Annotated in this window: 22 protein-coding genes; 7 read left to right on the top strand and 15 right to left on the bottom strand. The window is 65.8% G+C overall.

Annotated features, from left to right (window positions below; translation table 11 throughout):
• Positions 1–60 precede the first annotated feature (60 nt).
• From I5R65_RS09170 to I5R65_RS09140, 7 genes are all read right to left on the bottom strand, one after another.
• On the bottom strand, positions 61–1,215 hold the full coding sequence (locus I5R65_RS09170) for an FAD-dependent monooxygenase (RefSeq protein WP_180670169.1): 1,155 nt from the start codon (positions 1,213–1,215) through the stop codon (positions 61–63).
• A gap of 537 nt (positions 1,216–1,752) precedes the next feature.
• Positions 1,753–2,487 (bottom strand): ABC transporter ATP-binding protein, encoded by a 735-nt coding sequence (locus tag I5R65_RS09165; RefSeq protein WP_077237739.1) that lies wholly within the window; start codon positions 2,485–2,487, stop codon positions 1,753–1,755.
• The gene (locus I5R65_RS09160) at positions 2,484–3,254 is read right to left on the bottom strand and encodes an ABC transporter ATP-binding protein (RefSeq protein WP_180670167.1); all 771 of its coding nucleotides are present in this window, start codon (positions 3,252–3,254) and stop codon (positions 2,484–2,486) included. The genes I5R65_RS09165 and I5R65_RS09160 overlap by 4 nt, the downstream gene beginning before the upstream one ends.
• On the bottom strand, positions 3,251–5,188 hold the full coding sequence (locus I5R65_RS09155; RefSeq protein ID WP_180670165.1) for an ABC transporter permease: 1,938 nt from the start codon (positions 5,186–5,188) through the stop codon (positions 3,251–3,253). The genes I5R65_RS09160 and I5R65_RS09155 overlap by 4 nt, the downstream gene beginning before the upstream one ends.
• Positions 5,189–5,259: 71 nt before the next feature.
• Positions 5,260–6,447 (bottom strand): ABC transporter substrate-binding protein, encoded by a 1,188-nt coding sequence (locus I5R65_RS09150; RefSeq protein ID WP_180670264.1) that lies wholly within the window; start codon positions 6,445–6,447, stop codon positions 5,260–5,262.
• A gap of 115 nt (positions 6,448–6,562) precedes the next feature.
• Positions 6,563–7,603, bottom strand: a complete 1,041-nt coding sequence (locus I5R65_RS09145; RefSeq protein WP_180670163.1) for a porin — start codon at positions 7,601–7,603, stop codon at positions 6,563–6,565.
• Between the two features lie 600 nt (positions 7,604–8,203).
• A complete protein-coding gene (locus tag I5R65_RS09140; protein ID WP_180670161.1) occupies positions 8,204–8,818 on the bottom strand; it encodes a flavin reductase family protein in 615 nt (204 codons plus the stop codon).
• Positions 8,819–9,011: 193 nt separating this feature from the next.
• Between I5R65_RS09140 and I5R65_RS09135 the strand changes: the two genes are divergently transcribed.
• Complete coding sequence (locus tag I5R65_RS09135; RefSeq protein ID WP_180670159.1) at positions 9,012–9,452, top strand: MarR family winged helix-turn-helix transcriptional regulator; 441 nt, start codon at positions 9,012–9,014, stop codon at positions 9,450–9,452.
• Between the two features lie 19 nt (positions 9,453–9,471).
• Here the strand turns inward: I5R65_RS09135 and I5R65_RS09130 are convergent, their stop codons facing one another.
• Genes I5R65_RS09130 through I5R65_RS09110 form a run of 5 tightly spaced genes read right to left on the bottom strand, consistent with a single transcriptional unit; the run spans position 9,472 to position 15,179 of the window.
• Positions 9,472–11,763: a molybdopterin cofactor-binding domain-containing protein gene (locus tag I5R65_RS09130; protein ID WP_180670157.1), complete on the bottom strand. Its 2,292-nt coding sequence runs from the start codon at positions 11,761–11,763 to the stop codon at positions 9,472–9,474.
• A gap of 59 nt (positions 11,764–11,822) precedes the next feature.
• Entirely contained in the window at positions 11,823–12,446 is a 624-nt protein-coding gene (locus tag I5R65_RS09125) for an isochorismatase family protein (protein ID WP_180670155.1), read from the bottom strand.
• 44 nt (positions 12,447–12,490) lie between these two features.
• A complete protein-coding gene (locus I5R65_RS09120; RefSeq protein WP_180670153.1) occupies positions 12,491–13,546 on the bottom strand; it encodes a 2,5-dihydroxypyridine 5,6-dioxygenase in 1,056 nt (351 codons plus the stop codon).
• A 41-nt stretch (positions 13,547–13,587) separates the two neighbouring features.
• The gene (locus tag I5R65_RS09115; protein ID WP_180670151.1) at positions 13,588–14,412 is read right to left on the bottom strand and encodes an alpha/beta fold hydrolase; all 825 of its coding nucleotides are present in this window, start codon (positions 14,410–14,412) and stop codon (positions 13,588–13,590) included.
• A gap of 11 nt (positions 14,413–14,423) precedes the next feature.
• A complete protein-coding gene (locus I5R65_RS09110; protein WP_102661206.1) occupies positions 14,424–15,179 on the bottom strand; it encodes an Asp/Glu racemase in 756 nt (251 codons plus the stop codon).
• Between the two features lie 400 nt (positions 15,180–15,579).
• Between I5R65_RS09110 and I5R65_RS09105 the strand changes: the two genes are divergently transcribed.
• On the top strand, positions 15,580–16,068 hold the full coding sequence (locus tag I5R65_RS09105) for a (2Fe-2S)-binding protein (RefSeq protein WP_180670149.1): 489 nt from the start codon (positions 15,580–15,582) through the stop codon (positions 16,066–16,068).
• Positions 16,065–19,001: a c-type cytochrome gene (locus I5R65_RS09100; protein WP_180670147.1), complete on the top strand. Its 2,937-nt coding sequence runs from the start codon at positions 16,065–16,067 to the stop codon at positions 18,999–19,001. The genes I5R65_RS09105 and I5R65_RS09100 overlap by 4 nt, the downstream gene beginning before the upstream one ends.
• A 55-nt stretch (positions 19,002–19,056) precedes the next feature.
• Here the strand turns inward: I5R65_RS09100 and phnN are convergent, their stop codons facing one another.
• From phnN to I5R65_RS09085, 3 genes are all read right to left on the bottom strand, one after another.
• Positions 19,057–21,093: a phosphonate metabolism protein/1,5-bisphosphokinase (PRPP-forming) PhnN gene (phnN, locus tag I5R65_RS09095; RefSeq protein WP_180670146.1), complete on the bottom strand. Its 2,037-nt coding sequence runs from the start codon at positions 21,091–21,093 to the stop codon at positions 19,057–19,059.
• Positions 21,090–21,923, bottom strand: coding sequence for a carboxylating nicotinate-nucleotide diphosphorylase (gene nadC, locus I5R65_RS09090; protein WP_006465058.1), 834 nt, complete (start codon positions 21,921–21,923; stop codon positions 21,090–21,092). The genes phnN and nadC overlap by 4 nt, the downstream gene beginning before the upstream one ends.
• A 177-nt stretch (positions 21,924–22,100) precedes the next feature.
• Positions 22,101–22,922: an FRG domain-containing protein gene (locus I5R65_RS09085; RefSeq protein ID WP_219341880.1), complete on the bottom strand. Its 822-nt coding sequence runs from the start codon at positions 22,920–22,922 to the stop codon at positions 22,101–22,103.
• Between the two features lie 135 nt (positions 22,923–23,057).
• Between I5R65_RS09085 and I5R65_RS09080 the strand changes: the two genes are divergently transcribed.
• From I5R65_RS09080 to I5R65_RS09065, 4 genes are all read left to right on the top strand, one after another.
• Positions 23,058–23,639, top strand: a complete 582-nt coding sequence (locus I5R65_RS09080; RefSeq protein ID WP_231395125.1) for a MarR family winged helix-turn-helix transcriptional regulator — start codon at positions 23,058–23,060, stop codon at positions 23,637–23,639.
• Between the two features lie 285 nt (positions 23,640–23,924).
• Complete coding sequence (locus tag I5R65_RS09075; protein ID WP_180670144.1) at positions 23,925–24,929, top strand: ABC transporter substrate-binding protein; 1,005 nt, start codon at positions 23,925–23,927, stop codon at positions 24,927–24,929.
• Between the two features lie 11 nt (positions 24,930–24,940).
• Positions 24,941–25,795 (top strand): ABC transporter ATP-binding protein, encoded by an 855-nt coding sequence (locus tag I5R65_RS09070; protein WP_180670142.1) that lies wholly within the window; start codon positions 24,941–24,943, stop codon positions 25,793–25,795.
• Positions 25,788–26,594 (top strand): ABC transporter permease, encoded by an 807-nt coding sequence (locus tag I5R65_RS09065; protein ID WP_102661200.1) that lies wholly within the window; start codon positions 25,788–25,790, stop codon positions 26,592–26,594. The genes I5R65_RS09070 and I5R65_RS09065 overlap by 8 nt, the downstream gene beginning before the upstream one ends.
• Positions 26,595–26,603: the final 9 nt, after the last annotated feature.

Raw genomic sequence — 26,603 nt, 5'->3', positions numbered from 1 at the left:
GAGCCGGGCCATCTTCGCTTTCCCACGAAGCCGGCCCGGCGGTGATTCAGGCGAAACCGTTCAGGCCGCGGCCTTGCTGGGCGAGACCAGCGGCTCTGTGAAGACATCGTAGCCGAAGCACCAGGACGGGTCTTCGTTGGTGCGCAGCCAGGTATTCTCGTGCGAGATGCGCTGGACCTTGCTGGCGCGGGCGGCGCGGTTGGCTTCGTACAGGGCGAACGCTTCGCTATGGTTGCTGGCGCCCACTTCCTTGAAGCAGCGCGCCAGCATGGCGCCATCCTCGATGGCCATGGCCGCGCCCTGCGCCATGTGCGGTTTCATCGGATGGCAGGCATCGCCCAGCAGTACCAGGCGACCGCGGCTCCACAGCGGCAGCGGATCGCGCTCCAGCAGCGACCACTTGGTCACTTCCACGGTGGCGTCCACCAGTGCCTGCACGGTCGGATGCCAGCCACGGAAGGTCTCGCGCATTTCTTCCTTGCTGGAAGGCAGCCAGCGGTCGTTCAGGTCCCACTTCTCGACCGGCACGCCGGTGACGTAGTAGAGCTCGTCGGCCTTGCTGGTGACGAAGTAGGTCATCATGTGACGGTCATCGCTCCACCACTTCACGCAGGCATCGAAGGGCAGCATGCCGGCCTTGACCTCAGGGGTGGGGAACACGGCGCGGTGCGCCAGGTAACCGGCGTACTTGGGTGGCTCCACGCCCAGCAGTTCTTCGCGGATGCGGGAGTTGACGCCATCGGCGCCGATGACGATGTCGGCCTCTTCGGTGGTGCCATCGGCAAAGCTGAGGATGACCACGTTGCCGCGATCCTCGACCTTGGTCAGGCATTTGTCGAAGCTCACGCGATCGCTCGGCAAGGCCTTGATCAGCAGTTCATGGAAATCGCCACGATGCACCGTCAGGTAGGAAGCACCATAGTGCTTGACGGCGTAGTCGCCCAGCGGAATCTGCGCCAGTACGTCGCCGGTCTCCCAGTGGCGGCTGTACCAGAAGTCGGGACGCGAACCCTGGCGGTTCATCTCATCCTCGATGCCGATCCGACGCAGCACCTTCATCACATTGGGGCCGACGTGGATGCCGGCGCCCAGACGGGAGAAACCGGGCGCCTGCTCATAGACGCGCACATTGAAACCTTCCTGTAGCAGCAGCGCCGCCGTAGCGGCACCACCCAGGCCTGCGCCGACGACGGCGATACGGGGGGAATTGGACACTCTGATCTCCTTGCGAAATGGGTAGGAAGCTGGGTTGAAGCCGGGATAAAAGCGACGACGGAAACAATCCTGGATGCGTCGAATGAAATACAGTGTACACACTCTATTTTTAAAAGAATAGAGGTTTGATGAAGAGATTTTTCGTGCTGCATTGCAGTGCGAAACATGACCGATAACAGGGCGATATAGGCCAGTTTGGTGCGGAATTCCGGAGGAATGAAAGAGAATTGAAGCGGATCTGCCGGGCCGCCTTACTTAAAGCGTACACATCATTTATTACACAAGAAGGCGAGGCCTTTTCGGTCCGGGGCAGACCGCAGGCGGCAGGCAGCGTCCAGACCTGGCCGCGTCGGCCGGCAGCTCCACCCTGCCATTCAGGCGAGGCGGCGCTGCCGCCATGGGCCGGCTTGGTGGCCGGGAGCACCGCAACCGGAGAAGCACGCCACCCTTATGCAGCGCAACAAACCAGGCGAGAGAGGAAATGACGATCAAGCTACGGCGATCTCGACGCCACCTCCACCCACGCCAGCTGCCCTGCTACACCGACAGGTAAGCCCGTCGCACCTCTTCATCGGCCGCCAGTTGCGCCATGCTGCCCTGGTAACGGATATGCCCGTTCTCCAGCACGTAGGCACGGTCGCTGACCAGCTCGGCGAAGTGCAGGTTCTGCTCCGACAGCAGGATGGCCATGCCCTCGCGCTTCAGGGTCATGATCATGTTGGCCATCTGTTCGACGATGACCGGTGCCACCCCTTCCGAGGGTTCGTCCAGCAGCACCAGGTAGGGGTTGCCCATGAGCGTGCGCGAGACGGTCAGCATCTGCTGCTCGCCACCGCTCATCTGGCCACCCGGACGGTCCGGCATTTCGCCCAGGTTGGGGAAGAGCTGGAACAGCTTTTCCGGCGTCCACTGGACCGCCCCTTCCCGCGCCGGCTGACGGCCCACCTCCAGGTTTTCCATCACCGACAGGTCGGAAAAGACACGTCGGTCTTCGGGCACGAAGCCCATGCCGTCGCGGGCAATCTCGTAGGGACGGGCGCGGCTGATGTCCTTGCCGCGAAAACTGACTTCGCCCTCGGCGCGGTCCAGCAGGCCCATCACCGCCTTCATGGTGGTGGACTTGCCGGCGCCGTTGCGCCCCATCAGGGCGACCACTTCGCCGCGCCCCACTTCGAGGGCGACGTCGAACAGGATGTGGGCGCGCCCATAGAAGGCGTTCAGTCCGCTGACCTTGAGCAGCGGATCGGTCTTGGGGGATACGGTGGCGCTCACGATGGACTTCCTTCCTTCTCGAATGTCTTGCCGCTGCCGAAATAGACTTCCTGCACCTTGGGATGATTGCGGATGGTCTCGCCATCACCCTCGGCGATCAGTTGCCCGCGCGCCAGCACGATCATGCGGTCGGCAAAAGCAAACACCACGTCCATGCTGTGCTCGGTGAAGAGGACCGACATGTTCTTTTCCAGCACCAGGCGCTTGGTGAGGGCCATCAGTTCATTGCGCTCCTTGGGCGCCATGCCGGCCGTGGGCTCGTCCATCAGCAACAGGCGCGGCCGGTTGGCCAGGGCGATGGCCAGCTCGACCCGCTTGACGTCGCCATAGGCCAGCACGCCGCAGGGGCGCTGCGCCTGGGCGGCCATGCCGACCTGCTCCAGCAGGGCCATGGCCTCATCGGCAAAGTAGGACGCAGCTGGACGCCACAGACCGAACAGCTTGCGCTGGCGCGACATCAGCGCCATCTGCACGTTTTCCAGCACGGTCATGGAACTGAAGGTGGCCGAGATCTGGAAGGTGCGCCCCACGCCGAGCCGCCAGATATCACGTGGCTTCATGCCGGCGATGTCGTGACCGTCAAAACGGATGCTGCCGGTCTCGGGCCGGTACTGGCCGTTGAGGATATTGAAGCAGGTCGACTTGCCGGCGCCATTCGGCCCCAGCAGTGCCAGCAACTGGCCCGGCGGCAGCTCGAAAGAGACGCCGTTGACGGCCTTGTTGCCGCCGAAGGATTTACTGATGTTGTCTACGGTCAGCAGGCTCATGCTGCCTCCTTGCCGATATCGGCTTTCAGTTCCGGGGCCCCACCGCGCCCCTGGCGCGCCGGGCCACCGACGAAGCGCTGGAAATAGCCGGCGATGCCAGCCGGGAACAGCAGCACCAGTGCCAGGATCACCAGCCCGAGAATGGCACGCCAGTAATCGGTCTCGCGTGCGATCACGTCCTGCAGCCAGGTGAAGACCGATGCCCCCACCACCGGCCCCAGCAAGGTCTGCAGGCCGCCCAGCATGACCATCACCAGACCATCGACCGAACGGCTCACGCTGATGGCCTCCGGCGAGATGCTGCCCTTGGAGAATGCAAAGAGTACCCCGGCCGCGCCGCAGAATACGCCGGCCAGCGCAAAGGCCAGCCATTGCATGCGCTTGACGTCGATGCCGATGGCGTCCGAACGCAGCACCGAATCGCGGGCCGCGCGCATGGCATAACCGAAGGGCGCGAACAGCACGCGGCGCAACAGCAGCAGGCCGGTCACTGCGCAGGCCAGCGCCAGGTAGTAATAGGCCAGCGGCGACGCCAGCCAGACTGCCGGCCAGACGCCGACCAGCCCGTTGCTGCCGCCGGTGACTTCATCCCATTGATAGATGATGGCCCAGACGATCTGCGCGAAGGCCAAGGTCAGCATGGCCAGGTACACGCCCGACAGGCGCACGCTGAACCAGCCGAACAGCAGCGCACCCAGCCCGGCCACCAGCGGACCGACCACCAGCGCCAGTTCCATCGGCCAATGCAGTTTGACCACCAGCATCGCCGCCGCATAGGCACCCAGCCCGAAATAGGCCGCGTGACCGAAGGAATGCATGCCGCCCGGCCCCATGATGAAGTGCAGGCTGGCCGCAAACAGCACGGCGATGAAGATCTCCACCAGCAGCACCGTCAGGTAGGGGAAGCTGTGCGACAGCAAGGGGGCCGCCAGCAGCAGCGCCACGGCGGCCCAGGCCAGCTTGCGCACGCCGGCGCCGGCCGGGGCCAGCGGCGCCTCCGGCTGGCCGGTACTGCGGGCGGCGGCCTGGGGCTTGCCCATCAGCCCCCAGGGACGCACCACCAGGATCACTGCCATGACCAGGAATTCCACCACCAGCGTCAGCTTGGACAGCGAGATCACCACCCCGAACACCGACACCTGGCCGATGGCCACGCACAGGGCCTTGATCTCGGCAATCAGCAGGGCCGCCAGGAAGGCGCCGGGGATCGACCCCATGCCGCCGACCACCACCACCACGAAGGCATTGCCGATGGTCTCCAGGTCCAGCGCCAGGTTGGCGGGGATGCGCGGCCCCTGCAGGGCGCCGCCCAGGCCAGCCAGGAAGCAACCCAGCGCGAACACACCGGTAAACAGCCAGGACTGGTTGATGCCCAGGGCGCCGACCATTTCGCGGTCCTGGGTGGCGGCGCGGATCAGGGTCCCCCAGCGGGTGCGGTTCAGGACCAGCCACAGCACACCCAGCACCAGCGGGCCGATGGCGATGAGCACCAGGTCGTATTGCGGAATGCGCCGCCCCAGCAGTTGTACTGCGCCACCCAGGCCGGGCGCGCGCGGGCCGAACAGGTCTTCCGGCCCCCACAGGTAGAGCGCGGCATCCTTGAACACCAGCACCAACGCAAAGGTGGCCAGCAGCTGGAACAGTTCCGGGGCACGGTAGATGCGGCGCAGGATAAGGATTTCCACCAGGGCGCCCAGCACCGCCACGGCCATCGCCGAGAGCAGTACCGCGCTCCAGAAACCGAGGCCGCTGGCGCCAATCAAGGACACCAGCGTGTACACCACATAGATGCCCACCATGTAGAACGAGCCGTGGGCGAAGTTGACGATGCGCGTGACACCGAAGATCAGCGACAGGCCGGCCGCCACCAGGAACATGGTGGATGCGTCGGCCAGCCCGTTGATCATCTGCACGATCAGGCTAGAGAGAGTCATGCTTTATCCCCTGTGACCACGGTCCTGCGCAGCACGGTGCTGCGCAGGACCGCTGCAAGGCGTGTACCAGCTCAGTTGGCCGCACGCAGTTTCTTGACTTCGGCATCCGGCAATTGCACCGAAGCGCCATCGACGTAGCTGAAGTTGACCATGATGCCGCGACCATCCTTGAGCGCCGTACGTCCCACGTGAGCGCCCAGGGTGGACTGGTGATCCTGGCTGCGATAGACGATGGGTCCGGACGGAGTGGCGACCTTCAGGCCCGAGAAGGCGGCCGCCAGCTTGTCGCTCTCGACCGAGCCGGCCGCCTTGATGCCGGTGGCGATCGACATCAGCGCCACATAGCCGACCAGGGACCCGTTGCGCGGGTAGTCATTGAATTTCTTGCGATAGGCGTCGACGAATTTCTTGTGCTCGGGGGTATCGATGGCATACCAGGGATAGCCGGTGACGATCCAGTTGACCGGTGCCTCGTTCTTCAGCGGATCGAGATATTCCGGCTCACCAGTCAGCAGCGACACCACTTCGCGTCCCTCGAACAGGCCACGGGTATTACCCTCGCGCACGAACTTGCCGAGGTCGGCACCGAAGAGCGCATTGAAGATCGCATCCGGCTTGGCATCGGCCAGCGCCTGGGTGACCGAACCGGCATCGATCTTGCCCAGGGGCGGCGCCTGCTCGGCGACGAATTCGATATCCGGCTGGCGCTCCTGCATCAGCTTCTTGAAGGTGGCGATGGCGGACTGGCCGTATTCGTAGTTGGGATAGACCAGCGCCCAGCGCTTCTTCTTCAGCTTGGCCGCTTCATTGACCAGCGAGGCCACCAGCATGTAGGTGGAGGGACGCAGGCGATAGGTGTACTGGTTGCCGTTCTGCCAGACGATCTTGTCGGTCAGCGGTTCGGCCGCCAGGAAGAAGATCTTGCGCTGCTTGGCATAGTCGGTCAGTGCCAGGCCGGTGTTGGAGAGGAAGCCGCCGAACAGCAGCGACACCTGTTCGCGGGTCACCAGTTCCTCGGCCACCCGCACCGAATCACCGGGGTTGCCGTTGTCGTCGCGGGAGACGATTTCCACCTTCTTGCCCAGCAGGCCGCCGGCGGCATTGATTTCTTCCTGGGCCAGTTCCCAGCCACGGCGGTACGGTTCGAGGAAGGCCGGTTGGGCCTTGTAACTGTTGACTTCGCCAATCTTGATGGTGGATTGGGCCAGTGCGCCGGCAGCGGCCGTCAGGCCCAGTGCGGCGACAACGAGATGCTTCAGATGCTTGAGATGGAGGGAGACGTTCACGATCTTTCCTTTCTGCACCCGCAGGTGCAAGCAACGGCAGGGGAAGGAAGGCGCGCCGGGTGGAGCCCGCGCACCTTCCGGCAGCGCATCAGAACAGGTGACGGATACCGAACTGTATGCCGTTCACCGTGCCGCCACTGGCAGGCACGTTCTTGGTGATCGGTGCGGCACCGGCCAGCGAGAAGGTGGCGCCGTTGCTGTTGGTCAGATGGGCATAGGTGGTATAGAGCATGGTGCGCTTGGACAAGTCATAGGTACCGATCAGGCTGATCTGACGGGCATCGCGGCCGGCGCCGGTGCTGTCCTTGGCCCAGCCGTAGCCGGCCCCGATGGTGGCCTGCGCGCTCAGGCGATAGTTGGCCGAGATCGAGTACGCGCCGTAGTAGCTGCCACGCACATTGGTGGTGGCGGCCGCACCGAGGTTGTTGCCACGGTAGTAGCCCAGGAAGATCTTGCCGTTGCCGTAGTCATAGGCACCCCCGGCGAAGGTGGAGCGGATGGCGATATTGTCGTTGGCGCTGTTCTGGGTGGAATGGCTCAGGCCCAGGTAGAACGGGCCGCTTTCGTACTCGCCGGCCAGCATGGTGGTGGACAGGCCGTTCTTGGGCGTGGTCTGCTCGCCCAGACCATAGTAGGCCTGCAGCTTGAAGCCGCGCATCACCGGCGAGATATAGCCGATCACGTTGTCGTAGCGTGGCGTGTAGGCCGAGACGTTGTTCAGGAAGGAGGCATAGGTCGCACCGGCAAAGGCATCCAGGCGCGCGATCATCAGGAAGCCCGGCGAATTCTGCCGACCCAGGCGCAGCTCACCCAGATTATTGGCCAGGCCGACCCAGGACTGGCGGTTGAACAGGCGGGTGCTGTCGTGCATGCCACCGGTGTCGGAGGCGAAGCCGTTTTCCATCTGGAAGTTGGCGCGCAGGCCGCCACCCAGGTCTTCGGTCCCCTTGAAGCCCAGGCGGCTGGCCTGGTAGCCGCCGCTGTCCAGCGATACCACCGAACCGCGACCGCTCGCATTGGTGTAGCCCAGGTAGGTATCGACCACGCCATAGATGGTGACGTTGGATTGCGCCATCGCGCCGCCGGCGCAGAACAGACTGCCGGCCGCGAGTGCCCATGCCTTTTTCATGTTGTTTTCCCTTTGTTTGATGTGTTGGAGGTGTTACGGGTCTTGCTGGTGATGCAGTTACTGCAGGTGCTGCTTTCCTGCCTGGCCCGGTGATCCGGGCTTCTGTCTGAAACTGTCTTCGGCGCTTGTCTGGTGTTGTCCTGCACGCTGTGGCAGCGGCATTGGCGAGGCCGTACAACGGCACTGAAAAGCCTCGCCGACCACTTCTTTTTTATGACGTATGCGCTCTATATTTTGAGTGTTAGCAAAATACAGGCCAGCCTTGACCCAGCTCAAGAATCTCAGGCATTTACTGCTTTAATATTGGATTAACGCGCTACAGACGGGGTTCTACAGCTTGTCTCCACGGCGCCCCGAAAACCATCTTTGCATTTCTTATTTATAATGTGTACACCATATTAATGCGAAACCGGAAAACTGCACAAGCAGAGTGCGTTGTGCACCACGACATCGCGTCGACGGCAACGCAAATGGCGACATTGAAAATGGAGGAAGCGCGGTCGGCAGACCGGCGAAGCAGGAAGGTGACATCGCCAGCAGCGGATGCAGCCGTGGCCGCACCGCCCTGGTCGAGGAGGAGGAAGAGGGGGAAGAGGGGGATCAGCGTGGACGCGGCAAGGTGAAGTTGGATTCGGTACGGCTGCGGCCATACCATTCGCCGCCCATGCGGAAGAGCAGATCGACCTGGCCCGGATCTAGCTTGCCATCGGCGTCCAGCAACTGGTCGTCCACGTGTGCGGCCAGCACCTGACCGAAGATCAGGTGGCAGGATGGCTCATGGCGCGGATAGGGCTCCATCATCGCCAGCTTGCACTCGAAGCTGGCCACCGCACCCTCGACGCGGGGCGGCTGCACCAGCTGGCTGGGTGCGGCCTGCAGGCCGCAGGCCTCGAATTCGCTGACGCCGCCCTCGAAGGGAAAGGACGTCGCATTCAAGGCCTGGGCCTGCGCCGGTGCGGCCAGGTTGACCACGAACTCGCCGCTGGCGCTGATGTTGTTGACGGTGTCCTTGAGCTTGCCACCTCGCTGCAGCAGCGGGCAGATCAGCAGGGTCGGCGGCTTGCCGGTGATCATCTGGAAGAAGCTGAACGGCGCCAGGTTGGCCCGCCCCTGCCCGTCCAGCGTGGAAACCCAGGCGATAGGACGCGGCACGATCAGCGCCGACATCCATTCATAAGCTTCGACGGGCTTGAGCCCTGCGAAATCGATCAACATTGTTCAACTCTCTCCGATGACAAGCACGACAACTCTCAAATCGGCGCCCCGCAAGCGCGCCAAGGCATCCGTGGCAGGCAAGGCCGCAGCGACGCTTGCCTATACAGGCGGCAGGCAGGCCATTAGAATCAGCAGCTGCCCCCTGCTCGCCGCCGGCGAACAAGGCATGCCAAGCCACCCATCCCTTGCGCCAATGACCAAGAAGCCCGCCACCGCCGACTATCATTTCTCCGACCAGATCGGGCACCTGCTGCGCCGCGCCTACCAGCGCCACGCCGCCATTTTCCAGCAACACATCCCGGATTCGCAACTGACGGCCGCGCAGTTCGTGACCCTGTGCGCGATCCGCGACCTGCAGACCTGCTCGCTGTCGGACATCGTCAAGGTGACCGCCATCGACCAGGCCACCATCCGTGGCATCGTGGAGCGCCTGAAGGCACGCGACCTGATCGAGCTGTCCCATGACGAGACCGACCGCCGCAAGGTACTGGTCTCGCTCAGCAAGAACGCCACCGCACTGGTGGCCGATGCCGTCCCCTTCGCCGCCCAGATCACCGAGGCCACCTATGGCAACCTCAATCCGGCAGAACGGGTGGCGCTGGTGTTCCTGCTGCGCAAGATGATCGACGAATAAGGCCAAGCCGCCGAATCGCTCACACCGCCGGCAAGGGCTCGCGCAGCCCCGCCAGGATGCATTCCGCATTGAAGGGCGGCTGGCGGAAGCGACGCCCGGTGGCATCGAAGAGGGCATTGGACAGCGCCGCCGCGCTCGGCACCGAGGCCGATTCGCCTGCCCCCATGGGCGGCTGGTCCTGGCGCTGCATGAGCACGATCTCGATGGGCGGCACTTCCGTGAAATGCAGGATGGGATAGGCGCCCCACTCCAGGCTGGTGGTCCCCTGCGGGCCGAAACTGACACGCTCCTTCAAGACCCGGCTCAGTGATTGCAGGATGTTGCCGTGCATCTGGTGGCGCACGCCGTCCGGATTGACCATCATGCCGGTATCCTGCCCCACCACCAGCGACGTCACCTTCAGCGCGCCATCGGCGAGATCGACTTCGATATCGATGACCCAGGCCGACCAGGCCGCACCAAACCCGGGAAACTTGCTGTGGACATAGCGCGCATAGGCGATACCGCGTCCGCGCAGCTTGCCGTCGACCTCCGGCGTGCCACGCGAACCGCTGGCACCGGCCACCCAGCCGGCCTTCTCCGCCACCGCCTGCAGCAACGCGCTGGCGCGCTCGTCGGGCAGGTGCGCCAGGCGATAGGCCAGGCGATCCTCCCGGGCCAGCTCGGCCAATTCATCGATGAAGACTTCATGGGCAAAGGAGTTCGGCATGGCAGAGACCCCGCGCAACCAGCCGGCTCGCACGATGGGCGCGACGTCGTCGCAATCGATCTGCAGGTGCGGGTAGGCATAGGGTGGCACGGCGGTGCGGTCGCCCATCTCCAGCACGCGGGGCTCGGGGGCGATCTTGCCGGTCAGCAGCAGCGCCAGCACCGGTGCATCGTTGGAGGGATAACGGGTCTGGAAGCCATAGGCCGACAGCCGGCCCGCTTCATCGATGGCGCCACGCACCTGCATCAGTTGCGCCGCGCCCTTGGGTTCCCAGGCATGTTCCTGCTCGCGGGTGAGCTGCACCCGCACCGGACGCCCCACGGCGCGTGACAACAGGGCGGCATCCGCCACCACGTCATCGGCACAGTTGCGGCCGTAGCAACCGGCGGCCTCCAGCCGGATCACTTCGATCTTTCCTTCATCGAGCTCGCACAGGCGCGAGAGGTCGATGCGCATGACATGCGGATTCTGCGTGCCGGACCAGACGGTCAGCCCCTCCTCGCGATAATCGGCCACCGCGCAGGAGGGGCCGATGGAGGCATGCATCTGGTAGGGCCAGACATAGGTGCGCTCGATGCGCTGGGCAGCGCTGCCCATGGCGGCATCCAGATCGCCCTGGCGCAGCAGTTCGCGGCGCTTGGCCGGCAGGTCGCGCAGGCGGGTCTCCAGGTCGTCCATGGAGGGTAGCGGCGGGATGTCCTTCCAGCGCAGCTTCAGTTCGCGCATGGCGCGCTGCGCCTGCTCCTCGCGCTCGGCCACCACGCCGACGAAATCGCCCTGCACCACCACCGCCACCAGCCCGGGGATGTGGGCCACGGAATCCTGGTCCACCGACAGCAGGCTGTTACCGATGAAGTCGCCGCCATCGCGCCCCGGATGCGGCGGACGCACCACGCGCCCATGCAGCATGCCGGGCACGCGCACGTCGTGCACATAGACCGGCTCGGCACGCACCTTGGCGGGAATATCGACACGCTGCGAACTGCGGCCCACCAGGGTGTACTGGCTGGCCGGCTTCAACGGCACGTCGCCGGGGTCGAGGGTGAGCATGATCTTCTGCCCGGCCAGCAGGGTGAAATAGCTGGTACTGCGTTGTGGCTGGTCGATATCGGTGATGCGTCCCGCCTCGATGCGCAGGCGTGCGGCAGGAATGCCCCACTGCGCGGCCGCCATGGCCAGCAGGTGCTCGCGCGCCTGGGCTGCGGCCTTGCGCAGCGGCACGGCGGAAATCTGGATGGTGGCACTGGCAATGGTGGGCCCCTGGTTGGGGGCTTCCTCGGTGTGGCCGAGGATCATGGTGACGCAGTCCATGTCCACGCTCAATTCCTCGGCCACGATCTGCGCCAGCGAGGTGCGGATACCGGTGCCGAGATCGACGTGACCGTTGAAGGCCAGTACCCGGCCCTCGGCCAGCAGGGCCACGAACACGTCCGGCAGCGGCTGCACATAGGACGAAGCCGCGCCGGGCTGGCCGGGCGCGGGCTTGGCACCGGGTTGCGGGGCGCGCGTCACCAGCAGCGCGTCACCACGCTCCAGCAGTTGACGGCGCGCCTCACGAGGCGTCTGGCCGGATGGTTGGCCGGGAGGATTGGTTGCTTGCATCTCAAACCATGCTGCACATCAGATTCATCACGACCCGGACCGTCACCGCCGTCCGGGCATCAAGGCTGGGCGACCACCTTCAGGGCCTCGTCCAGCGGCATCACGGCCGCGTACTTCTGCGCCATGTCGAACAGGTTGGCCTCATGCGGGCCGATGGCGCGGTCACCCACGCAATCGGACACCACCAGCGGGCGGAACCCCCAGGACATGGCATCGACCACGCTGGCGCGCACGCAACCACTGGTCACGGCACCGGCCACCAGCAGGGTCTGCACACCGTGCTGGGTCAGCCACGGTGCCAGCGAGGTACCGAAGAAGGCCGACGGCACGGTCTTGCGCACCACCAGCTCACCGGCGGCCGGGGTCAGTTCCGGCACGATGGCGCTGCCCGGCAGATCCTCCTTCAGAGTCACCATACCCGGCACCTTCATGCCGAAGATGTTGCGGTCGGCATCATCGTCGGCGAACACGATGCGGCTGTGCGCCACCGGCCAGCCATGCTGGCGCGCATGAGCCAGCAGGCTGCGCGTGCGTTCGATGGCCGGGCCGATGTTGCCGCCGCCGAACTGGGCCGGGTCGGCGAAGCTGTTGACGAAATCGACGATCAGCAGACCGAACGGCGGCTTCATGTCCAGCGTCTGGCCGAAGCCCTGGCGCTGGTAGGTTTCCACTTCCTTGTGCATCGTATCTTCCTTTTGAAGAGGCTGCCGGGCGCACCCGGCCGGCCTCATTGCGAATTGCCGTAGACGAAGCCGTCCAGCACCTTGCCGTCCTTGACCACCGGCGTGCCATCCAGCGCCACCGTGCAGCGGCGCAGGGGGATGTCGATATGGCAGGCGGTGGTGCGGCTGCCGCCGGCTTCGTTGTTGGGGCCGAAGGAGAACAGGAAATTGCCTTCGTAGGCGCGGGCATCCATGCCGATGGTGGCTTCGCGGTCGTACATGGCCAGCGTGGACCATTGCGCGCGCGGTTGCAGGCCCCACCCGATGTGCGACATGGCATAGGCTTCCGGGTCCTTGAAGGAGGCCATGTAGTCGCTCAGCAGCTCGGCATCCAGGCCACCCTCGATGTCGGTGACGAAACCGTCCTTGACGGTGACCACGATGGCTTCCTGGGCATAGCATTTCATGGGCAGCAGGATATCGCCGCGATCGATCACCAGGGTGCCGTTGGTCTGGCGCTCATTGGGCCAGGTCAGCACGAAGCCGCTGGGCCAGTGGTCCCAGCGTCCCGGCTGATCGACGAAGCCGTATTCCTGGATCACCGGGAATTCGCCCAGCGGGCAGCGCAGGTCGGTCCCGGCGTCCGAGGTGATGTGCATCTCGCGCTTGCCCTCCAGCAGACGCGCCGCCTGCGATACGCGGCGCCGGTCGTCTGCGCTGGGGACCATGCGCACCAGCACCTCGGGTGGCTCCACGGCCAGCAGGATCTTGGTGCCGGTGGCGAGGATGTCGTGCTGCTCGGGCGAGAACAGCAGGGTCATCAGGTCCAGCACCAGGTCGCTTTCCTTGAGGGCGGCGATGGCGGCGCGGTTGCCGGTCAGGGGCGTGGTGCCGAGATAGGCCAGGGAGTCGCGGCTCAAGGCCTTCTCGGCATTGACCGGCGGCAGGTCCAGCCGATTGACGGTGGCGCCCATGAGCGCGGCGGCGGTCATGGCAGTGGACAGGGTCTGCGGATGGGTGCTGCTGCTGGTGAGCACGGTGACGATCTGTCCCGGCTCCAGCTTCGACAGGGTCAGCACCTCTTTCCAGGCGCTGATCAGGTCATGGTCGCTGACGGCCATGGTGTTCTCCTTTGCAATCGGTCTTGCGATGGACGCGGCCCTTACAGCGGCGCGCCGAGGAAGTCGCCAAAGGCGGCGTAGAAGCCGGCCTCGTTGTCCCAGGGGATCATGTGGCCGGCGTCTTCCACCCGGCTCACCACCAGCTGCGGCAAGAGGCCCTGCAGTTCCTGCACGTCCTCGGGCAGGACGACGTCGCCGCGCGAGGCCTGCATCAGCATCACCGGCAGTTTCAGGGCCGGCAGGTCGGCATGGAAATCATCGGTATGGAAACCCTCGAAGCTGGCGATCACGGCCCGCTCGTCGCAGGTGTGCAGCCACTCGGCACGCAGTTGCAGTTGCGGTTCGGTCCAGGTCGGGCAGAAGGCGCGCATCTGCTCGGCCGAGCAACCCTCGCGCGCCAGGCGCATGGAATCCACGTACCAGGGCAGCTTGGAGGGATAGGCGCGACGACCCGGGCCGGAGACCGGCGGATCGACCATCACCAGCCGCGTCAGGCCGCGTGGTTGCAGGCTGGCGGCGCGGGCGCCGATGCGTCCGCCCATGGAGTGCCCGACCACCGCATAGCGCTCCAGGCCGAGCGCTTCGGCCAGGGCGATGACGTCGGTCGCCTGCGCATCCAGGCTGTAGTCCAGCGTCTCCGAAGCCGAGGACAGGCCACGGCCGCGCACATCCAGCACATAGGTATCGAACTGCTGGCCGAACCGTTCGCCGACGAAGCCCCAGGTCACTGCCGGGCTGGTGATGCCGGGGACGATGATGACCGCGTCGCGACCGGCACGCTCGCCATCCTTGCCGCCGAAGCGCAGGTAATGCTGGCGGATGCCATTGGCCAGGATATTGGCACCGTAGAGGAAGCTGCTCTGCATGGCGACCCCTCTCAGTAGGCGCCGGAGAGCAGCGCGCCGGCACCCGGCACGATGCGGTCCAGCTCCAGGCGCTTGAGCATGGCGTAGGTGGTGGCCACGGCGGCGGTGATGACGGGCTTGCCGGTCATCGCCTCGACCTGCGCGATCACCGGCAGCGAGGGCATCTGCACGCAGGCCGACAGCACGATGGCATCGGCCTGGCTGGTATCCATCTGGGCCACGATGGCCGGCAGCCTGGCCGGGTCATGACGGGCCACGTCGAGGTTGTCGGGGATTTCCAGGGCACGGTAGTCCAGCACCTCATAGCCTTCGTGGCGGATGTAGTCCACCACCAGCTCGGTGAGCGGCTTCATGTAGGGCGCGACCACCACGATCTTCTTGGCACCGATGACCTTGAGCGCATCGATGAGCGCGCCGGCACTGGTGACCACCGGGGCATCGGCGCCGTTGGCGGCGGTGTGGGCGGTCAGGCGTTGCTCGGACTGGCGGTGATAACCACGGCCCATGGCCATGATGGCCACCAGGCAGGCATAGCCCAGCACATCGACGCGGGCATCGGACAGCTCGACGGCGCAGCGGTCGGATTCACCATCCATGGCAGCCAGTTCTTCCTTGACCACCTTCTTCATGCGCATGCGGCTGGAGTGGAAGGTGAAGCGCTCGGGGCGGATCGCCTGGCGTGCCGTCAGCATGGCCGGGATCTCGGTCTCCATGGTGGTGTTGGAACTGGGGACGATCTGCCCGATACGGTAAAGACGCTGCTGCATGTGAGGTTCTCCTTGATCTGCCATGGTCATGCGAAGTTCGCTAATTTGTAATGCATACACTATATTTAATCATTTCCACGATCTTTGCAACCGGGATTTTCCGGCGCACCAGCAGTGCCAGCCAAATCCCCTTTTATGTGCGATGCAGCACCAAATACGGGAGTTCTTGAGGCCCGACCGCACCAGTTCGAGACCGCGCAATGCAGCATGGAAATTCCTGATTTACTTGGCATTATTGAGTGTGTACATTGTTTTTAGACAAGGCCGGGCGAGGCTGCGGGACAGCCTGTCCGCAGGCGGGCATACTGGCCGCTGCAAGCGCATTGGCATGAAGGATGCTTCATGCGCTGACGATAGAGATCCAAGGCAATGCCTTCGTAGGACCGCGACACCAGAGACCATGCACAAGCAAGAACCCATCACCTTCCACGTCAACGGCCATGCGGCCACGCTGGACATTGCCGCCGACGCGCCGCTGCTGAACGTGTTGCGCAACGACCTTTGCCTGAACGGCCCCAAATTCGGCTGCGGCCTGGGCGAGTGCGGTGCCTGTACCGTGCTGGTCGATGGCGTGGCGGCGCGCTCCTGCGTGATCCCGCTGGCTGGCGTGGCCGGACGCCATGTGACCACGCTGGACGGCCTGGCCCAGGAGGGACGGCTGGACCCGGTGCAGCAGGCCTTCATCGATGAGCAGGGCGCACAATGCGGCTACTGCATGAACGGCATGATCATGACCCTCAAGGCGCTGCTGCTGCGCTCACCCAGCCCGACCGAAGACGAGATCCGCAGCGAACTGGACTTCAACCTCTGCCGCTGCGGCACCCATGTGGAAATCATGCGCGCCGCCCTGCGCGCGGTCGAACTGCAGCGCCAGGGTGCGGCGCAATGAGAGCGTCCTTGCCCCGGCAGATGGCCGGCCCGCTGGCCACCGGCGTGGCCTCCCTGCGTCACGCCCGCCTGGCCCTGCCGCCGCGACTGGACTGGCAACAGTCCCGCTATACCGGTGCCCGATTGCAAGGCCTCGACAGCGAGGCCGCGCTACGCTGCCCGGGCGGGCCACAGGTGGTGCAGCGCCGGCATCTGGTGGCTGTGGTGGCCGACAGCGATGAACAGGCCCGCCAGGCATGCAGCCAGTTGCGCCTGCGCTGGAGCGAGGCAGCGCCGCAGGACAGCACCCCACGCGTGCGCGCCGCGCAGACACTGCATGCCCGCGGCCAGGATTCCAGCGGCCTGCACGACATCACCATGGACGCCCACTACCAGTGGCGCGATGGGGAATCCACATCCCCTTCCCTGTTCCCTTTCCCCGCGACCGGCATCGTCGCCATGGCCACCCCGATGGGCGCGAGCCTGCGACTGGACCTGCCTTTCGGCAGTCCCGCGCTGATCGCCATGGAAGTGGCGGCCCTGCTGTCCCTGCCCGTGGCCCAGGTGGAGGTGCGCAGCCACCGCCCGCCGGCCAGCGCACAGGAGCGCAGCGCCGCCAGCGACGTGGCCGGCGTGGTCGCGCTACTGGCCCTGCAATGCGGGCAGGCCGTCTCGCTGGTGCTGGAGCCGAACAACTTCGCCAGCAGCCGGACCTCGCTGCAGCTGCATGGCGAACTGGACCAGGATGGCCGCCTCGGCAGCTATCACCTGCATATCGAGCAGGACGCCCCGCCGCCACCGCTGGCCTGGCTGCTGACGGAAACCGCCTATGCGCTGCAGGATGCCGCCGACCACCGCGACGGCGCCGCCCTGGCCTCGCCCTACGACTGGCAGGCACTGGAGATCATCGGGCCGCCAGGCGCCGCCATCCCGTTGGCGGCGAGCACCTTCGCGCAGGAAATCTTTTTCGATGAACTGGCCCAGCGCATCGGCGAGGATGCCGTGCAATACCGTCTGCAACACCTGCCCGATACGCATGGCGCGGCGCTGGTGCGCTCGGTCGCCGAGGGTGCGGGCTGGAACGGTCCGGCCCGGCAGGTGCAGGGCGGCATCCTGCGCGGACGCGGCTTTGCCTACGCCAGCACGCTGGAACAGGAACAGGGCCAGCCGGTGCAGAGCTGGTCGGCCTGGGTGGCCGATGTGGAATACGACCGCGCCTCGGGCGAACTGAGCGTGACCCGGGTCACCGCCGGCCACGACCAGCGCGCGGGGACGATAGCGGCCGCCGCCCATGCCGCTGACGATCTGCTCGACCAAAAACAACGCGCCCTGCTGGGCGAACAGGCCAGACTGGCGATGGCGCAGACGCTGGCGCCGGACCAGGGCTCCGATGCCTGGTCACGCGAACTGCGCCCCCTGTCGGGCCAGGCCACTGCCGGGCTGCCCCAGGTCGACCTCATCGATGGCGGCACCACGCCGGCGCTGCGCGACATCCAGCTCAAGGCGGGTGGCGCCTTCACGCTGCCGGCGGCGGCGGCGATTTCCAACGCCATCCATGCCGCCACCGGCGTGCGTCTGCGCGAGGCGCCATTTTCGGGTGAGCAGATCAGGCTCGCACTGGAACATCAGGAGGGATCGGGCCAGCGGCCGGGCGGCTGGCGCCGCCTGCGCAAATACGGCTGGCTGGGGGGCGCGGCGGCCGCGCTGGGCGCCACGCTGACCCTGGCGATGCCCTGGCGCGCCGAGATCGCACCGGTGGCGCGACCTGCGGCCGACCTGTATTCGGCCGCCACCATCGAACGCGGGCGCCGGGTGGCGCTGGCCGGCGATTGCGCGGTCTGCCATACGGCCCCGGGCGGGGTCGCCAATGCCGGCGGCCATGCCCTGCAGACACCGTTCGGCACCGTCTACAGCACCAACATCACGCCCGACGAAAAGACCGGCATCGGCAACTGGTCGTATGCCGCCTTCGAACGTGCCATGCGCGAAGGCATCCACCGCGACGGACGGCATCTCTATCCGGCCTTCCCCTACACCGCCTTCGCCAAGATCAGCGAAGCCGACATGCAATCGCTGTACGCCTACCTGATGGCCCAGCCGGCGGTCTCCAGCACGCCGCCGGAAAACGATCTGCGCTTCCCCTTCAATATGCGTCCGCTGCTGGCCGGCTGGAATCTGCTGTTCCACAAGAATGAAGTGTTCCAGCCTGACCCGGACCGCTCGGCCCTGTGGAATCGCGGGGCCTATCTGGTGGAAGGCGCCGGTCACTGCACCGCCTGCCATTCACCGCGCAATGCCCTGGGCGCGGAACAGGGCGGACGCCAGTACCTGGGCGGCGGCACGGTCGATGGCTGGGAAGCCCCGGCATTGACGGCGCTGTCGAAGTCGCCCACGCCCTGGACCGAGGATGAACTGTTCAGCTACCTGCGCAGCGGCTTCTCGGACCGCCACGGCATTGCCGCCGGACCGATGGCGCCGGTGGTGGCCGAACTGGCGCAACTGCCGGCCGGCGACGTGCGCGCCATCGCGCATTACCTGGCCTCGTTCCAGACCGTGACCGCCAACGCCACGGTACCGGCCCCGATCGCCACGACCAGCCTCAGCGAGAGTCAGAAGCTGTCGCAGGCCAATGGCAAGCGGCTGTTCCAGGGTGCCTGCGCGGCCTGTCACATCGAAGGGACGGGACCGACACTGTTCGGCGTGCGGCCCTCGTTGCGGGTCAACACCAACCTGCACAGCGACACACCGGACAATCTGATCCACGTCATCCTGCACGGCATCCGCGAACCGGCCAACCCGGCGCTGGGCTACATGCCGGGCTTTGCCAACAGCTTCAGCGATGCCCAGGTGGGTGATCTGCTGGCCTATCTGCGCAGTGAGTTCGCCGCCGGCAAGCCGGCCTGGCAAGGCGTACCGGAGAGCATCGCCCGCTCACGCGCACAAGCCGGACATTGAGCGTGACATTGCACGGCGCCCCGCGTAGGGGCGCCGCGCCATTTCGATTCAGCCTTCAGTGGCCGACCAACACCACCGGACTGGTCAGAGCCTGCAGTTCGGCACCGACCAGTTCCAGGTGCGCAGCGCTGGCGGCATGCACCCGCAACAGCGCCTGCCCGGACTGCACCTGCTCACCCACCCGGCACAGCAAGTCCAGTCCCGCCCCCGGATACGCCGGGGCACCGGCGGTGCGCGCCAGTCCCGCGATGGCCCAGCCATCGACCTGACTGATCACACCGGACTCGTTGGCGTACCAGGTCAACACCTCGGCACAGGGCGCGGCCTCCACCTGGGGTGGCCCCTGGGCGGCGATGATGCGCGCCAGCGCGGCCTGGGCCGCACCGCTGTCCAGCAGTTCGGTGGCCTTTTGCAAGGCGACGTCGACATCCCCCAGACGCGGATCGAAGGACAACAGATGTGCCGCGAACAGCAGTGCCTTGGCACGCACATCCTGCGGCGCCTGTGGATCGCCCGCCAGGACCTGGCGGATATCACGCACTTCCAGCGCCGGGCCGATGCCGCGCCCGATGGGCTGGCTGCCATCGGTGGCCAGCGCCCGCACTTGCATGCCCAGCCCCTGCCCTACCTGTTCGAACAGTCGGCACAACTGCTGCGCCTGTTCCAGCGTCTGCTGCTTGGCATAGGGACCGTACGGCACATCCACCACCAGATGGGTAACGCCGGCGATTGCCTTCTTGGACAGGATCGAGGCCACCGACCAGTGCGCCGTCTCCAGCCCATAGGGCCGGGTGATGCGGTTCATCACCTCGTCGATGACGGAGTGGCTGATGCGACCATTCCAGGCGATGCAGGCCCGGGCCTGGCGCACGCAGCGGCGTACGGCCTCGCCATCCAGGTCGACATTGGCCAGCAGGGCCATGGTGTCGGCCGTGCCGGCGGCCGAGGTGATGGCGCGCGAGGACGCCTTGGGCATGGCCAGCCCCCAGGCCGCCACGATCGGTACCACGATGGGCGTGATGCGGCTGCCGGGGACGCCGCCCAGGGAGTGCTTGTCGACCACCATGGGCTCGTCCCAGCTGATGCGCCGGACCATGCGGCTGCGCGCCTGGGCCAGCGCCAGGGTTTCTTCGGCATCCAGGCCACGGGTGATGGAGACCAGCAAGGTGGTCAGCTCGGTGGTGCTGTAGCGACCATCGACGGCATCCTGCAGGATGGCCTGGTACTGATGTGCCGGCAGGCGTTCACCGCGCAGCTTGCGGCTCCACAAGGGACGACTGGCCGGGGCCAGCAGGCGCAAGGCCGGTACCGTCTGACCCGATCCAAGGCGCTGACGCAAGCCGGCGGGCAGCGCCAGCCAGGGGCTAGCGTCGTGGCCACCATCGGGCCAATGATGGATGCGCACGTCGACCATGGCACCGGCCGCAGCGCGCAAGCGCAGGCGCGTGCCGGCCGGCCAGTGGCGCGGATGGGCATAGGCCACCGCCTCCTCCCCGGTCTCCACCGGTGCGGCGCGCACCACGCAATGTTGCAAGGGGGCGCGCAATACCGCCAGCAGGCGGGCGATGCCGGTGGCGGTATCGCTGTCGTTGGCCACTGCCTGGCGCAGGATGCCGGGCGGCGCGGGGTCGACCTGGCGCTGCAGCCGCGCCAGGATCTGCGCAGGGTCCTCGCGCCCGCGCCCGGCAATGCGCTGCGCCAGCACCTCGGGCGGGGCCGAGATTTCCACCACCACCAGGCTGGGCAGGCGCTGCGCCAGCGCTTCCACGGTGGCGCGCGAGCCATTGGCCACGACATGGCGACCGGCGGCCAGCTCGGCCAGCAACTGGCCCGGCAGGCCATAGGACAGGCCATGCGCCTGCCAGGTCAGCAGGAACTCGCCGGCCGCCGCTCGGGCGGCGAAGCCGGCTTCGGTCTCGGCGTCATGGTCTTCACCGGGGGCGCCGGCCGGCCGCGTGATCACGCGGCGGGCAAAGACATAGGGCGCATCGGCCAACGCCTCGCGGGCGCCGCTCATCAGGGTGTCCTTGCCGGCCCCGCTGGGGCCGACCACCAGGAAGAAGGTGCCGGGCGCCGTGCTGGCCGGGCTCATGCTTCGTCCAGGCCGATGTCCACGGCCGGCGCCGATTGGGTGATCTTGCTGGTGGAGATGTAATCCACCCCGGTCTCGGCCACCGGGCGGATGGTGGTCAGGCGGATGCCGCCGGAGGCCTCGACCTTGACGCGACCGTCGACGATGCCGACCGCTTCGCGCATGTCGGGCAGGGACATGTTGTCCAGCATGATCACGTCCACCCCGGCGGCCAACGCCTCGCGCACCTGTTCCACACGATCGCACTCCACTTCCAGCTTGGTCAACACCGGCAGCTTGCGGCGCACCCGGGCCACGGCTTCCTTGATGCTGCCGCAGACGGCGATGTGGTTGTCCTTGATCATGACGCCGTTGTCCAGCGCCAGACGGTGGTTCAGGCCGCCACCGCAGAGCACGGCGTGCTTTTCCAGCATGCGCAGGCCGGGAGTGGTCTTGCGGCTGTCGATGAGCTGCGCCCGGGTACCGGCGATCTCGGCCACGTAGCGGGCGGTCTCGTTGGCGATGCCCGACAGACGCTGCACCAGGTTCAGCGCGGTGCGCTCGGCGGTCAGGACGCTGCGCGCATTGCCCTTGACGGTCAGCAGGATGGCCCCGGCCTCGACCCGGCTGCCGTCGGCGTGATGCACCTGCACCGCCAGCGTGGCGTCGTATTTGCGGAAGACCCGGGCGGCCACCTCGATGCCGGACACGATCAGGGATTCACGGGCATTCATGACGAAATGGCCCTGCTCGTCCGGCTCGATCATGGTCTGCGCGGTCAGGTCGCAGGCGCCGATGTCTTCGGAGAGCCACAGGTCGATCAGTTTTTCGGTGGCGTAATGGTCGTACATGGTGAATCCTTTCGTTGGCGTGGTGAGGGGCTGGCTGGCCCCGAAATGAATGACAACTGGAATGGCGACTACAATTAAGTTAGATATCGAACTATTTAAGAGCGGACTTCGGTGCGGCGGATGTGATGCAGGGTGTTCAGGACTCCTGGAAAAAGGGACGCGGTGGCGACGTGGGGTTCAGCTCTTGCCCAGCCTGGACTGGTAATCGACGATCAGTTGCTCCCACACCATCTCCAGCTCGTAGTCGATGGAACGGGCCAGGCCATCCAGGCCGGGGAAGAGCGTGGCGGCGGTGATGTTCATCCGGTACAGCGCCCGCAGCGCCGGCTCGCGCAGCGCCGCCGGCAGGATGAACTTGCGGATCAGCGGTTCGCTGGCCTCGTAGCCGGCCAGCAGGCGCTCCAGCGGCGCCTCCAGCGTGCCCGGCACCACCAGGATGCCGGACTGCGCCACCAGGCGCGCATCCATCTGGTTGGGTTCGCCGAACCACACCAGCGGCAAGGCGTTGCCGGCGAAATAACGCTGGTAGCTGTCGGGCTTGCGCAGGTCGATGGCTTCGCGGTTGAGCGTCGGATCGAAGCGCGGCGCCGCCTTCCACAAGGCCGGGGTATTGAGCGCATAGACGGCGGCATCGCCATGCAGTTGCTGCATGGCAAAGAAGGCCGCCACGAAGGGGGACTTGGTGAAATCGATCAGCCGCGTCGGCGCGCCATGGTGTTGCATCAGCGCCAGGCAGCGCAGGTCATCGTCCAGCACCGCCGCGTCATGCAGGAAGACATGGGCCTTGCGCCGGAACACGCGGATCGCCCGCTCCTCGCGCAGGGGCCACAGCGAGGGATCGGGGCAATAGCGTGACAGGTGCCGGGTCAGCGAACTGACCAGCGGCCAGCGATGATCGGCCTGGCCACGGAATACCCAGCCCTCCAGCTGGTCGCTGGCGGCAGCGAACTCATCCCAGCTGGACAGTACGACCTGATCGATGGCAGTGGCGAGAGACATCATGACCCCGAAAATATTCTTCGATATCTACGATTATGCAAGATGCAGGCCAGCCTGTCATGGCGATTTTCCCTGCCCTCCCTGAGCGGGCTGCAAATGGGTATGATTGCGTTATCTTAGATTTCTGATGAAATGATGAAAGCCATACGATCCCGGCCACTGGCCGCCGCCCCGGTCGAACAAGATGAACCGGATGAACTGGAACAGGCGCTACAGGCCCAGGCCGCCGAACGCGTCGCCCACCTGGTCAAGGATGCGGCGCGTGCCTTCATCCGCAGCCTGCAGATCCGCCTGGCGCCGCATGCAGTCAGCTACGGTCACTGGACCATCCTGCGCGTGCTGTGGGAACACGACGGCCTGTCCCAGCGCGACCTGGCCGAGCGGGCCGGCGTAAGCGAAGCCACCACCGCCACCGCCCTCAAGTCGCTGGAGGCCATCGGCTACGTGGAGCGCACCCATCTCCCGGGCGACAAGAAGAAGGTCCACGTCTTCCTCAGCAAGCAGGGCCGCGCCCTGAAGAAGAAGCTGGTGCCGCTGGCCGAGGACGTCAACGACCTGAGCCTGGAAGGCATCAGCGAGGAAGAGCTGGAGACCACCCGCAAGGTGCTCATCGCCATGGCCTTGAACCTGGCGCGGGACGAGCGCCAGGCGGTGGAATCCGGCAAGCGCATGCCCTCCACCCAGGAAGTCGGACGCCTGGCTTCCGGGCTGGGCTGAACCTCCCCGGCGCTGCCCCATCCCTGTGCAGACGCACCAGCAAGTGACGGGCGGACAGCATAATTGCACCATCGGAGAAAGCGCCGTGGCTTGCCGTCCATGCATCTTCTTCGACACATGTTCTAAGATATCTAACTATATTTTGCAGACTGCAAAAGGACTTTCAGACGATTTTTTGATCGATATCTAAGCTTGGCACGTCGTTTGCATTGACAGCATCAAGTGCTTGCAGGTACGCCCCTTGCGAGTATCCGATTGCAGTGTCCATCACGTGTCGAGGAAATCATGAAAAGCTTTTGCAAGAACCTGCAAGCTGTAGTGTCTCTCAGTGCTGCCCTGGTTGCAGTGGCTGTGCCAGTCGCCCTCCCCGGTCTGGCCCGCGCCGAAGAAATCTCGGTCACGCAATGGGGCACCAGCCTCTACGGCCTGCCCTATGCGATTGCCATCGAGCAAGGCTATTTCAAGAAGGCCGGGGTGGATATCACCGGCATCCTCACCTCCGGCGGTGGCGGCACCACGGTGCGCAACATCCTGGCCAGCAAGCTGCCGTATGGCGAAGTGGCAGTCTCGGCCGCGCTGGCCGCGCAGCGCCAGGGGCTGGACGTGGTCATCGTCAATACCGGCACCCGCAGCGTGGCCGAGGCTTCAGCAGTGACCATGCCCAACTCCCCCGTCAAGAGCATCGCCGACCTGGCCGGCAAGAAGATCGCCATCACCTCGCCCAAGGGCGTATCCGAAATGCTGCTGCTGATGGCGCTCAAGGCCAAGGGCGTGGATGCGGCCCAGGTGCAGCGTGTGGCCTCGGGCGGTTACATCAACGGGCTGACCATGCTGGAGCAGGGTTCGGTGGCTGCGGCGGTGCTGATCGAGCCGCTTTCCATCGTGCGCAAGGATAAGTACCGCACCGTCTACAGCGCCGGCGAGGTGCTGCAACCGATGACCACCTCGGTAGGCATCACCACCCGCGCCTATGCCAAGGCCCATCCAGAGACCATCCGCGCCATCATCGAAGGCCGCCAGCAAGGTGTGCGGGCGGTGTACCGCGATCCGGCCGCCGCCGCCAAGCTGCTGGAGAGCAGCTTCAAGCTCAGCCCGGAAGTGGCGCGCGAAGCGGTGGACAACATGGTGCGCGCGCGCATGTGGAGCGAGGGCGACTTCGACCAGGCCGAACTGGACCGCATGACCGACGGCCTCAAGCTGATCGGCGAGATCAAGGACAACGTGGAATGGAACAAGCTCATCGACAGCAGCATGCTGCCGCCGTCCATCAAGATCAAGAGCAAGCTGTGAGGGAGTCCACCATGAAGAGTGAACACACCGTCTTGGCCGCCGAGGCCTTCCTGCAGGACAGCCCGGCCACCACGCCCCGCGTGCCGCACGCCGTGCTGCAGGGTGTCACCCGCAAGTTCGGCAAGGCCGGCAGCGTCTTCCACGCGCTCGGCCCGATCGACCTGACGCTCTACCAGGGCGAGTTCTTTTCGGTGGTCGGCCCTTCTGGCTGCGGCAAGTCCACCTTGCTCGATACCCTGTCGGGCCTGGCTTCGCCCTCCGATGGCACGGTGCAGTTCGAGAACCGCGAGGTCAAGGGTGTGCCCGATGGCGTGGGGGTGGTGTTCCAGGAAGACGCGTCCTTCCCCTGGCTGAACGTGCGCGACAACATCTCCTTCACGCTGCGCATGCGCGGCATGGAGGGCGCCGAGATCAAGCGCCGGGTCGACTACGCGCTGGCCTTCATGGGCTTGAAGGATTTCGCCACGGCCTACCCGGCGCAACTCTCGGGCGGCATGCGCCAGCGCGTGTGCATCGCCCGCACGCTGGTGCAGCAGCCACGCCTGATCCTGCTGGATGAACCCTTTGGCGCGCTGGACCAGCAGACCCGCCTGCTGATGGGCGACGAACTGCTGCGCCTGTGGCGCGAGACCGGCGCCACCGTGCTGCTGATCACCCACGCGCTGGACGAGGCGGCCATGCTGTCGGACCGGGTCGGCGTGATGTCTTCGCGACCGGGCCTGTTCATCGACATCGTCGAGACCGGCTGGCCGCGTGACCGCGATAGCCGGGTGGTCTCCACACCGCGTTTCGGCGAGGTCAATGCCCGCCTGTGGGAACGCCTGCGGGTGGAGTCGTTGAAGGTAATGGGAGCCAGCCATGGCTGAAGCAAGCTCTGCTCACACCGCTGCCGCCAGCCCGGCGCGCAGATCGGCACATCAGCTCGATGGCCTGGTCCGCATTGCGGTCGTGATCGTGCTGATCGGGCTGGTGGAACTGCTGTGTCGCAGCGGCCTCATCCAGCCCACCACCATGATCGCGCCCTCGGCCATGGCCCGCCACGCCTGGGAAATCCTGCGCGAGGGCAAGTTCGACAAGGACATCGCCATCAGCCTGGCCAACATCGGCGCGGCCACGGTACTGGCCGTCATCCTCGGCTTCATCTGCGGCCTGCTGCTGCATGCGCTGCCGGGCCTGCGCAGCGCCATCGAACCCCTGCTGGCCAGCTATTACGCGGTGCCGACCTTCATCTTCTATCCGGTCTTCATCGTGCTCTTCGGCGTGGGCTCGGCGCCCATCATCGCCATCGCCGTGCTGCTGGCCATCGTCACCATGATCACCGCCACCCTCAACGGGCTGGACCGTATCCCGCGCGCCCTGCACAAGACCGCCCGGGTACTGCGGCTCACGCCCTGGCAATCGGCGGTGCGCGTGAAGCTGCCGGCGGCACTGCCCTACCTCTTTACCGGGGTGAAGCTGGTGGTGGCCTATGCCTTCATCGGCGTGATCGCCTCCGAGTTCATCCTCTCGGGCTCGGGAATAGGCTATGCGATCGGCTATGCCTACAACAACTTCGAGAACAACGACATGTATGCGCTGATGTTCCTGGTGCTGGCCAGCGTGACCCTCGTCAACCTCCTGCTGAACGCGCTGGACCGCCGCCTGCAGGCGCGCCTGCGTCGCTGAAAGGACATG

It is taken from the genome of Herbaspirillum sp. AP02 (assembly GCF_015767275.1).
Taxonomy (GTDB): Bacteria; Pseudomonadota; Gammaproteobacteria; order Burkholderiales; family Burkholderiaceae_D; genus Herbaspirillum.
Note: the sequence above shows the minus strand (reverse complement) of the source record. Positions and strands in the feature narration are given on the sequence as shown.

Excerpts from the sequence above, each read along its gene's own strand:
- I5R65_RS09160 (WP_180670167.1), bottom strand. The coding sequence starts at position 3,254 with ATGAGCCTGCTGACCGTAGACAACATCAGTAAATCCTTCGGCGGCAAC.
- I5R65_RS09070 (WP_180670142.1), top strand. The coding sequence starts at position 24,941 with ATGAAGAGTGAACACACCGTCTTGGCCGCCGAGGCCTTCCTGCAGGAC.
- I5R65_RS09080 (WP_231395125.1), top strand. The coding sequence starts at position 23,058 with ATGAAAGCCATACGATCCCGGCCACTGGCCGCCGCCCCGGTCGAACAA.
- I5R65_RS09120 (WP_180670153.1), bottom strand. The coding sequence starts at position 13,546 with ATGGCCGTCAGCGACCATGACCTGATCAGCGCCTGGAAAGAGGTGCTG.
- nadC (WP_006465058.1), bottom strand. The coding sequence starts at position 21,923 with ATGTACGACCATTACGCCACCGAAAAACTGATCGACCTGTGGCTCTCC.
- I5R65_RS09100 (WP_180670147.1), top strand. The coding sequence starts at position 16,065 with ATGAGAGCGTCCTTGCCCCGGCAGATGGCCGGCCCGCTGGCCACCGGC.
- I5R65_RS09145 (WP_180670163.1), bottom strand. The coding sequence starts at position 7,603 with ATGAAAAAGGCATGGGCACTCGCGGCCGGCAGTCTGTTCTGCGCCGGC.
- I5R65_RS09085 (WP_219341880.1), bottom strand. The coding sequence starts at position 22,922 with ATGTCTCTCGCCACTGCCATCGATCAGGTCGTACTGTCCAGCTGGGAT.
- I5R65_RS09135 (WP_180670159.1), top strand. The coding sequence starts at position 9,012 with ATGACCAAGAAGCCCGCCACCGCCGACTATCATTTCTCCGACCAGATC.
- phnN (WP_180670146.1), bottom strand. The coding sequence starts at position 21,093 with ATGAGCCCGGCCAGCACGGCGCCCGGCACCTTCTTCCTGGTGGTCGGC.
- I5R65_RS09065 (WP_102661200.1), top strand. The coding sequence starts at position 25,788 with ATGGCTGAAGCAAGCTCTGCTCACACCGCTGCCGCCAGCCCGGCGCGC.
- I5R65_RS09140 (WP_180670161.1), bottom strand. The coding sequence starts at position 8,818 with ATGTTGATCGATTTCGCAGGGCTCAAGCCCGTCGAAGCTTATGAATGG.
- I5R65_RS09155 (WP_180670165.1), bottom strand. The coding sequence starts at position 5,188 with ATGACTCTCTCTAGCCTGATCGTGCAGATGATCAACGGGCTGGCCGAC.
- I5R65_RS09105 (WP_180670149.1), top strand. The coding sequence starts at position 15,580 with ATGCACAAGCAAGAACCCATCACCTTCCACGTCAACGGCCATGCGGCC.
- I5R65_RS09115 (WP_180670151.1), bottom strand. The coding sequence starts at position 14,412 with ATGCAGAGCAGCTTCCTCTACGGTGCCAATATCCTGGCCAATGGCATC.
- I5R65_RS09110 (WP_102661206.1), bottom strand. The coding sequence starts at position 15,179 with ATGCAGCAGCGTCTTTACCGTATCGGGCAGATCGTCCCCAGTTCCAAC.
- I5R65_RS09075 (WP_180670144.1), top strand. The coding sequence starts at position 23,925 with ATGAAAAGCTTTTGCAAGAACCTGCAAGCTGTAGTGTCTCTCAGTGCT.
- I5R65_RS09130 (WP_180670157.1), bottom strand. The coding sequence starts at position 11,763 with ATGCAAGCAACCAATCCTCCCGGCCAACCATCCGGCCAGACGCCTCGT.
- I5R65_RS09125 (WP_180670155.1), bottom strand. The coding sequence starts at position 12,446 with ATGCACAAGGAAGTGGAAACCTACCAGCGCCAGGGCTTCGGCCAGACG.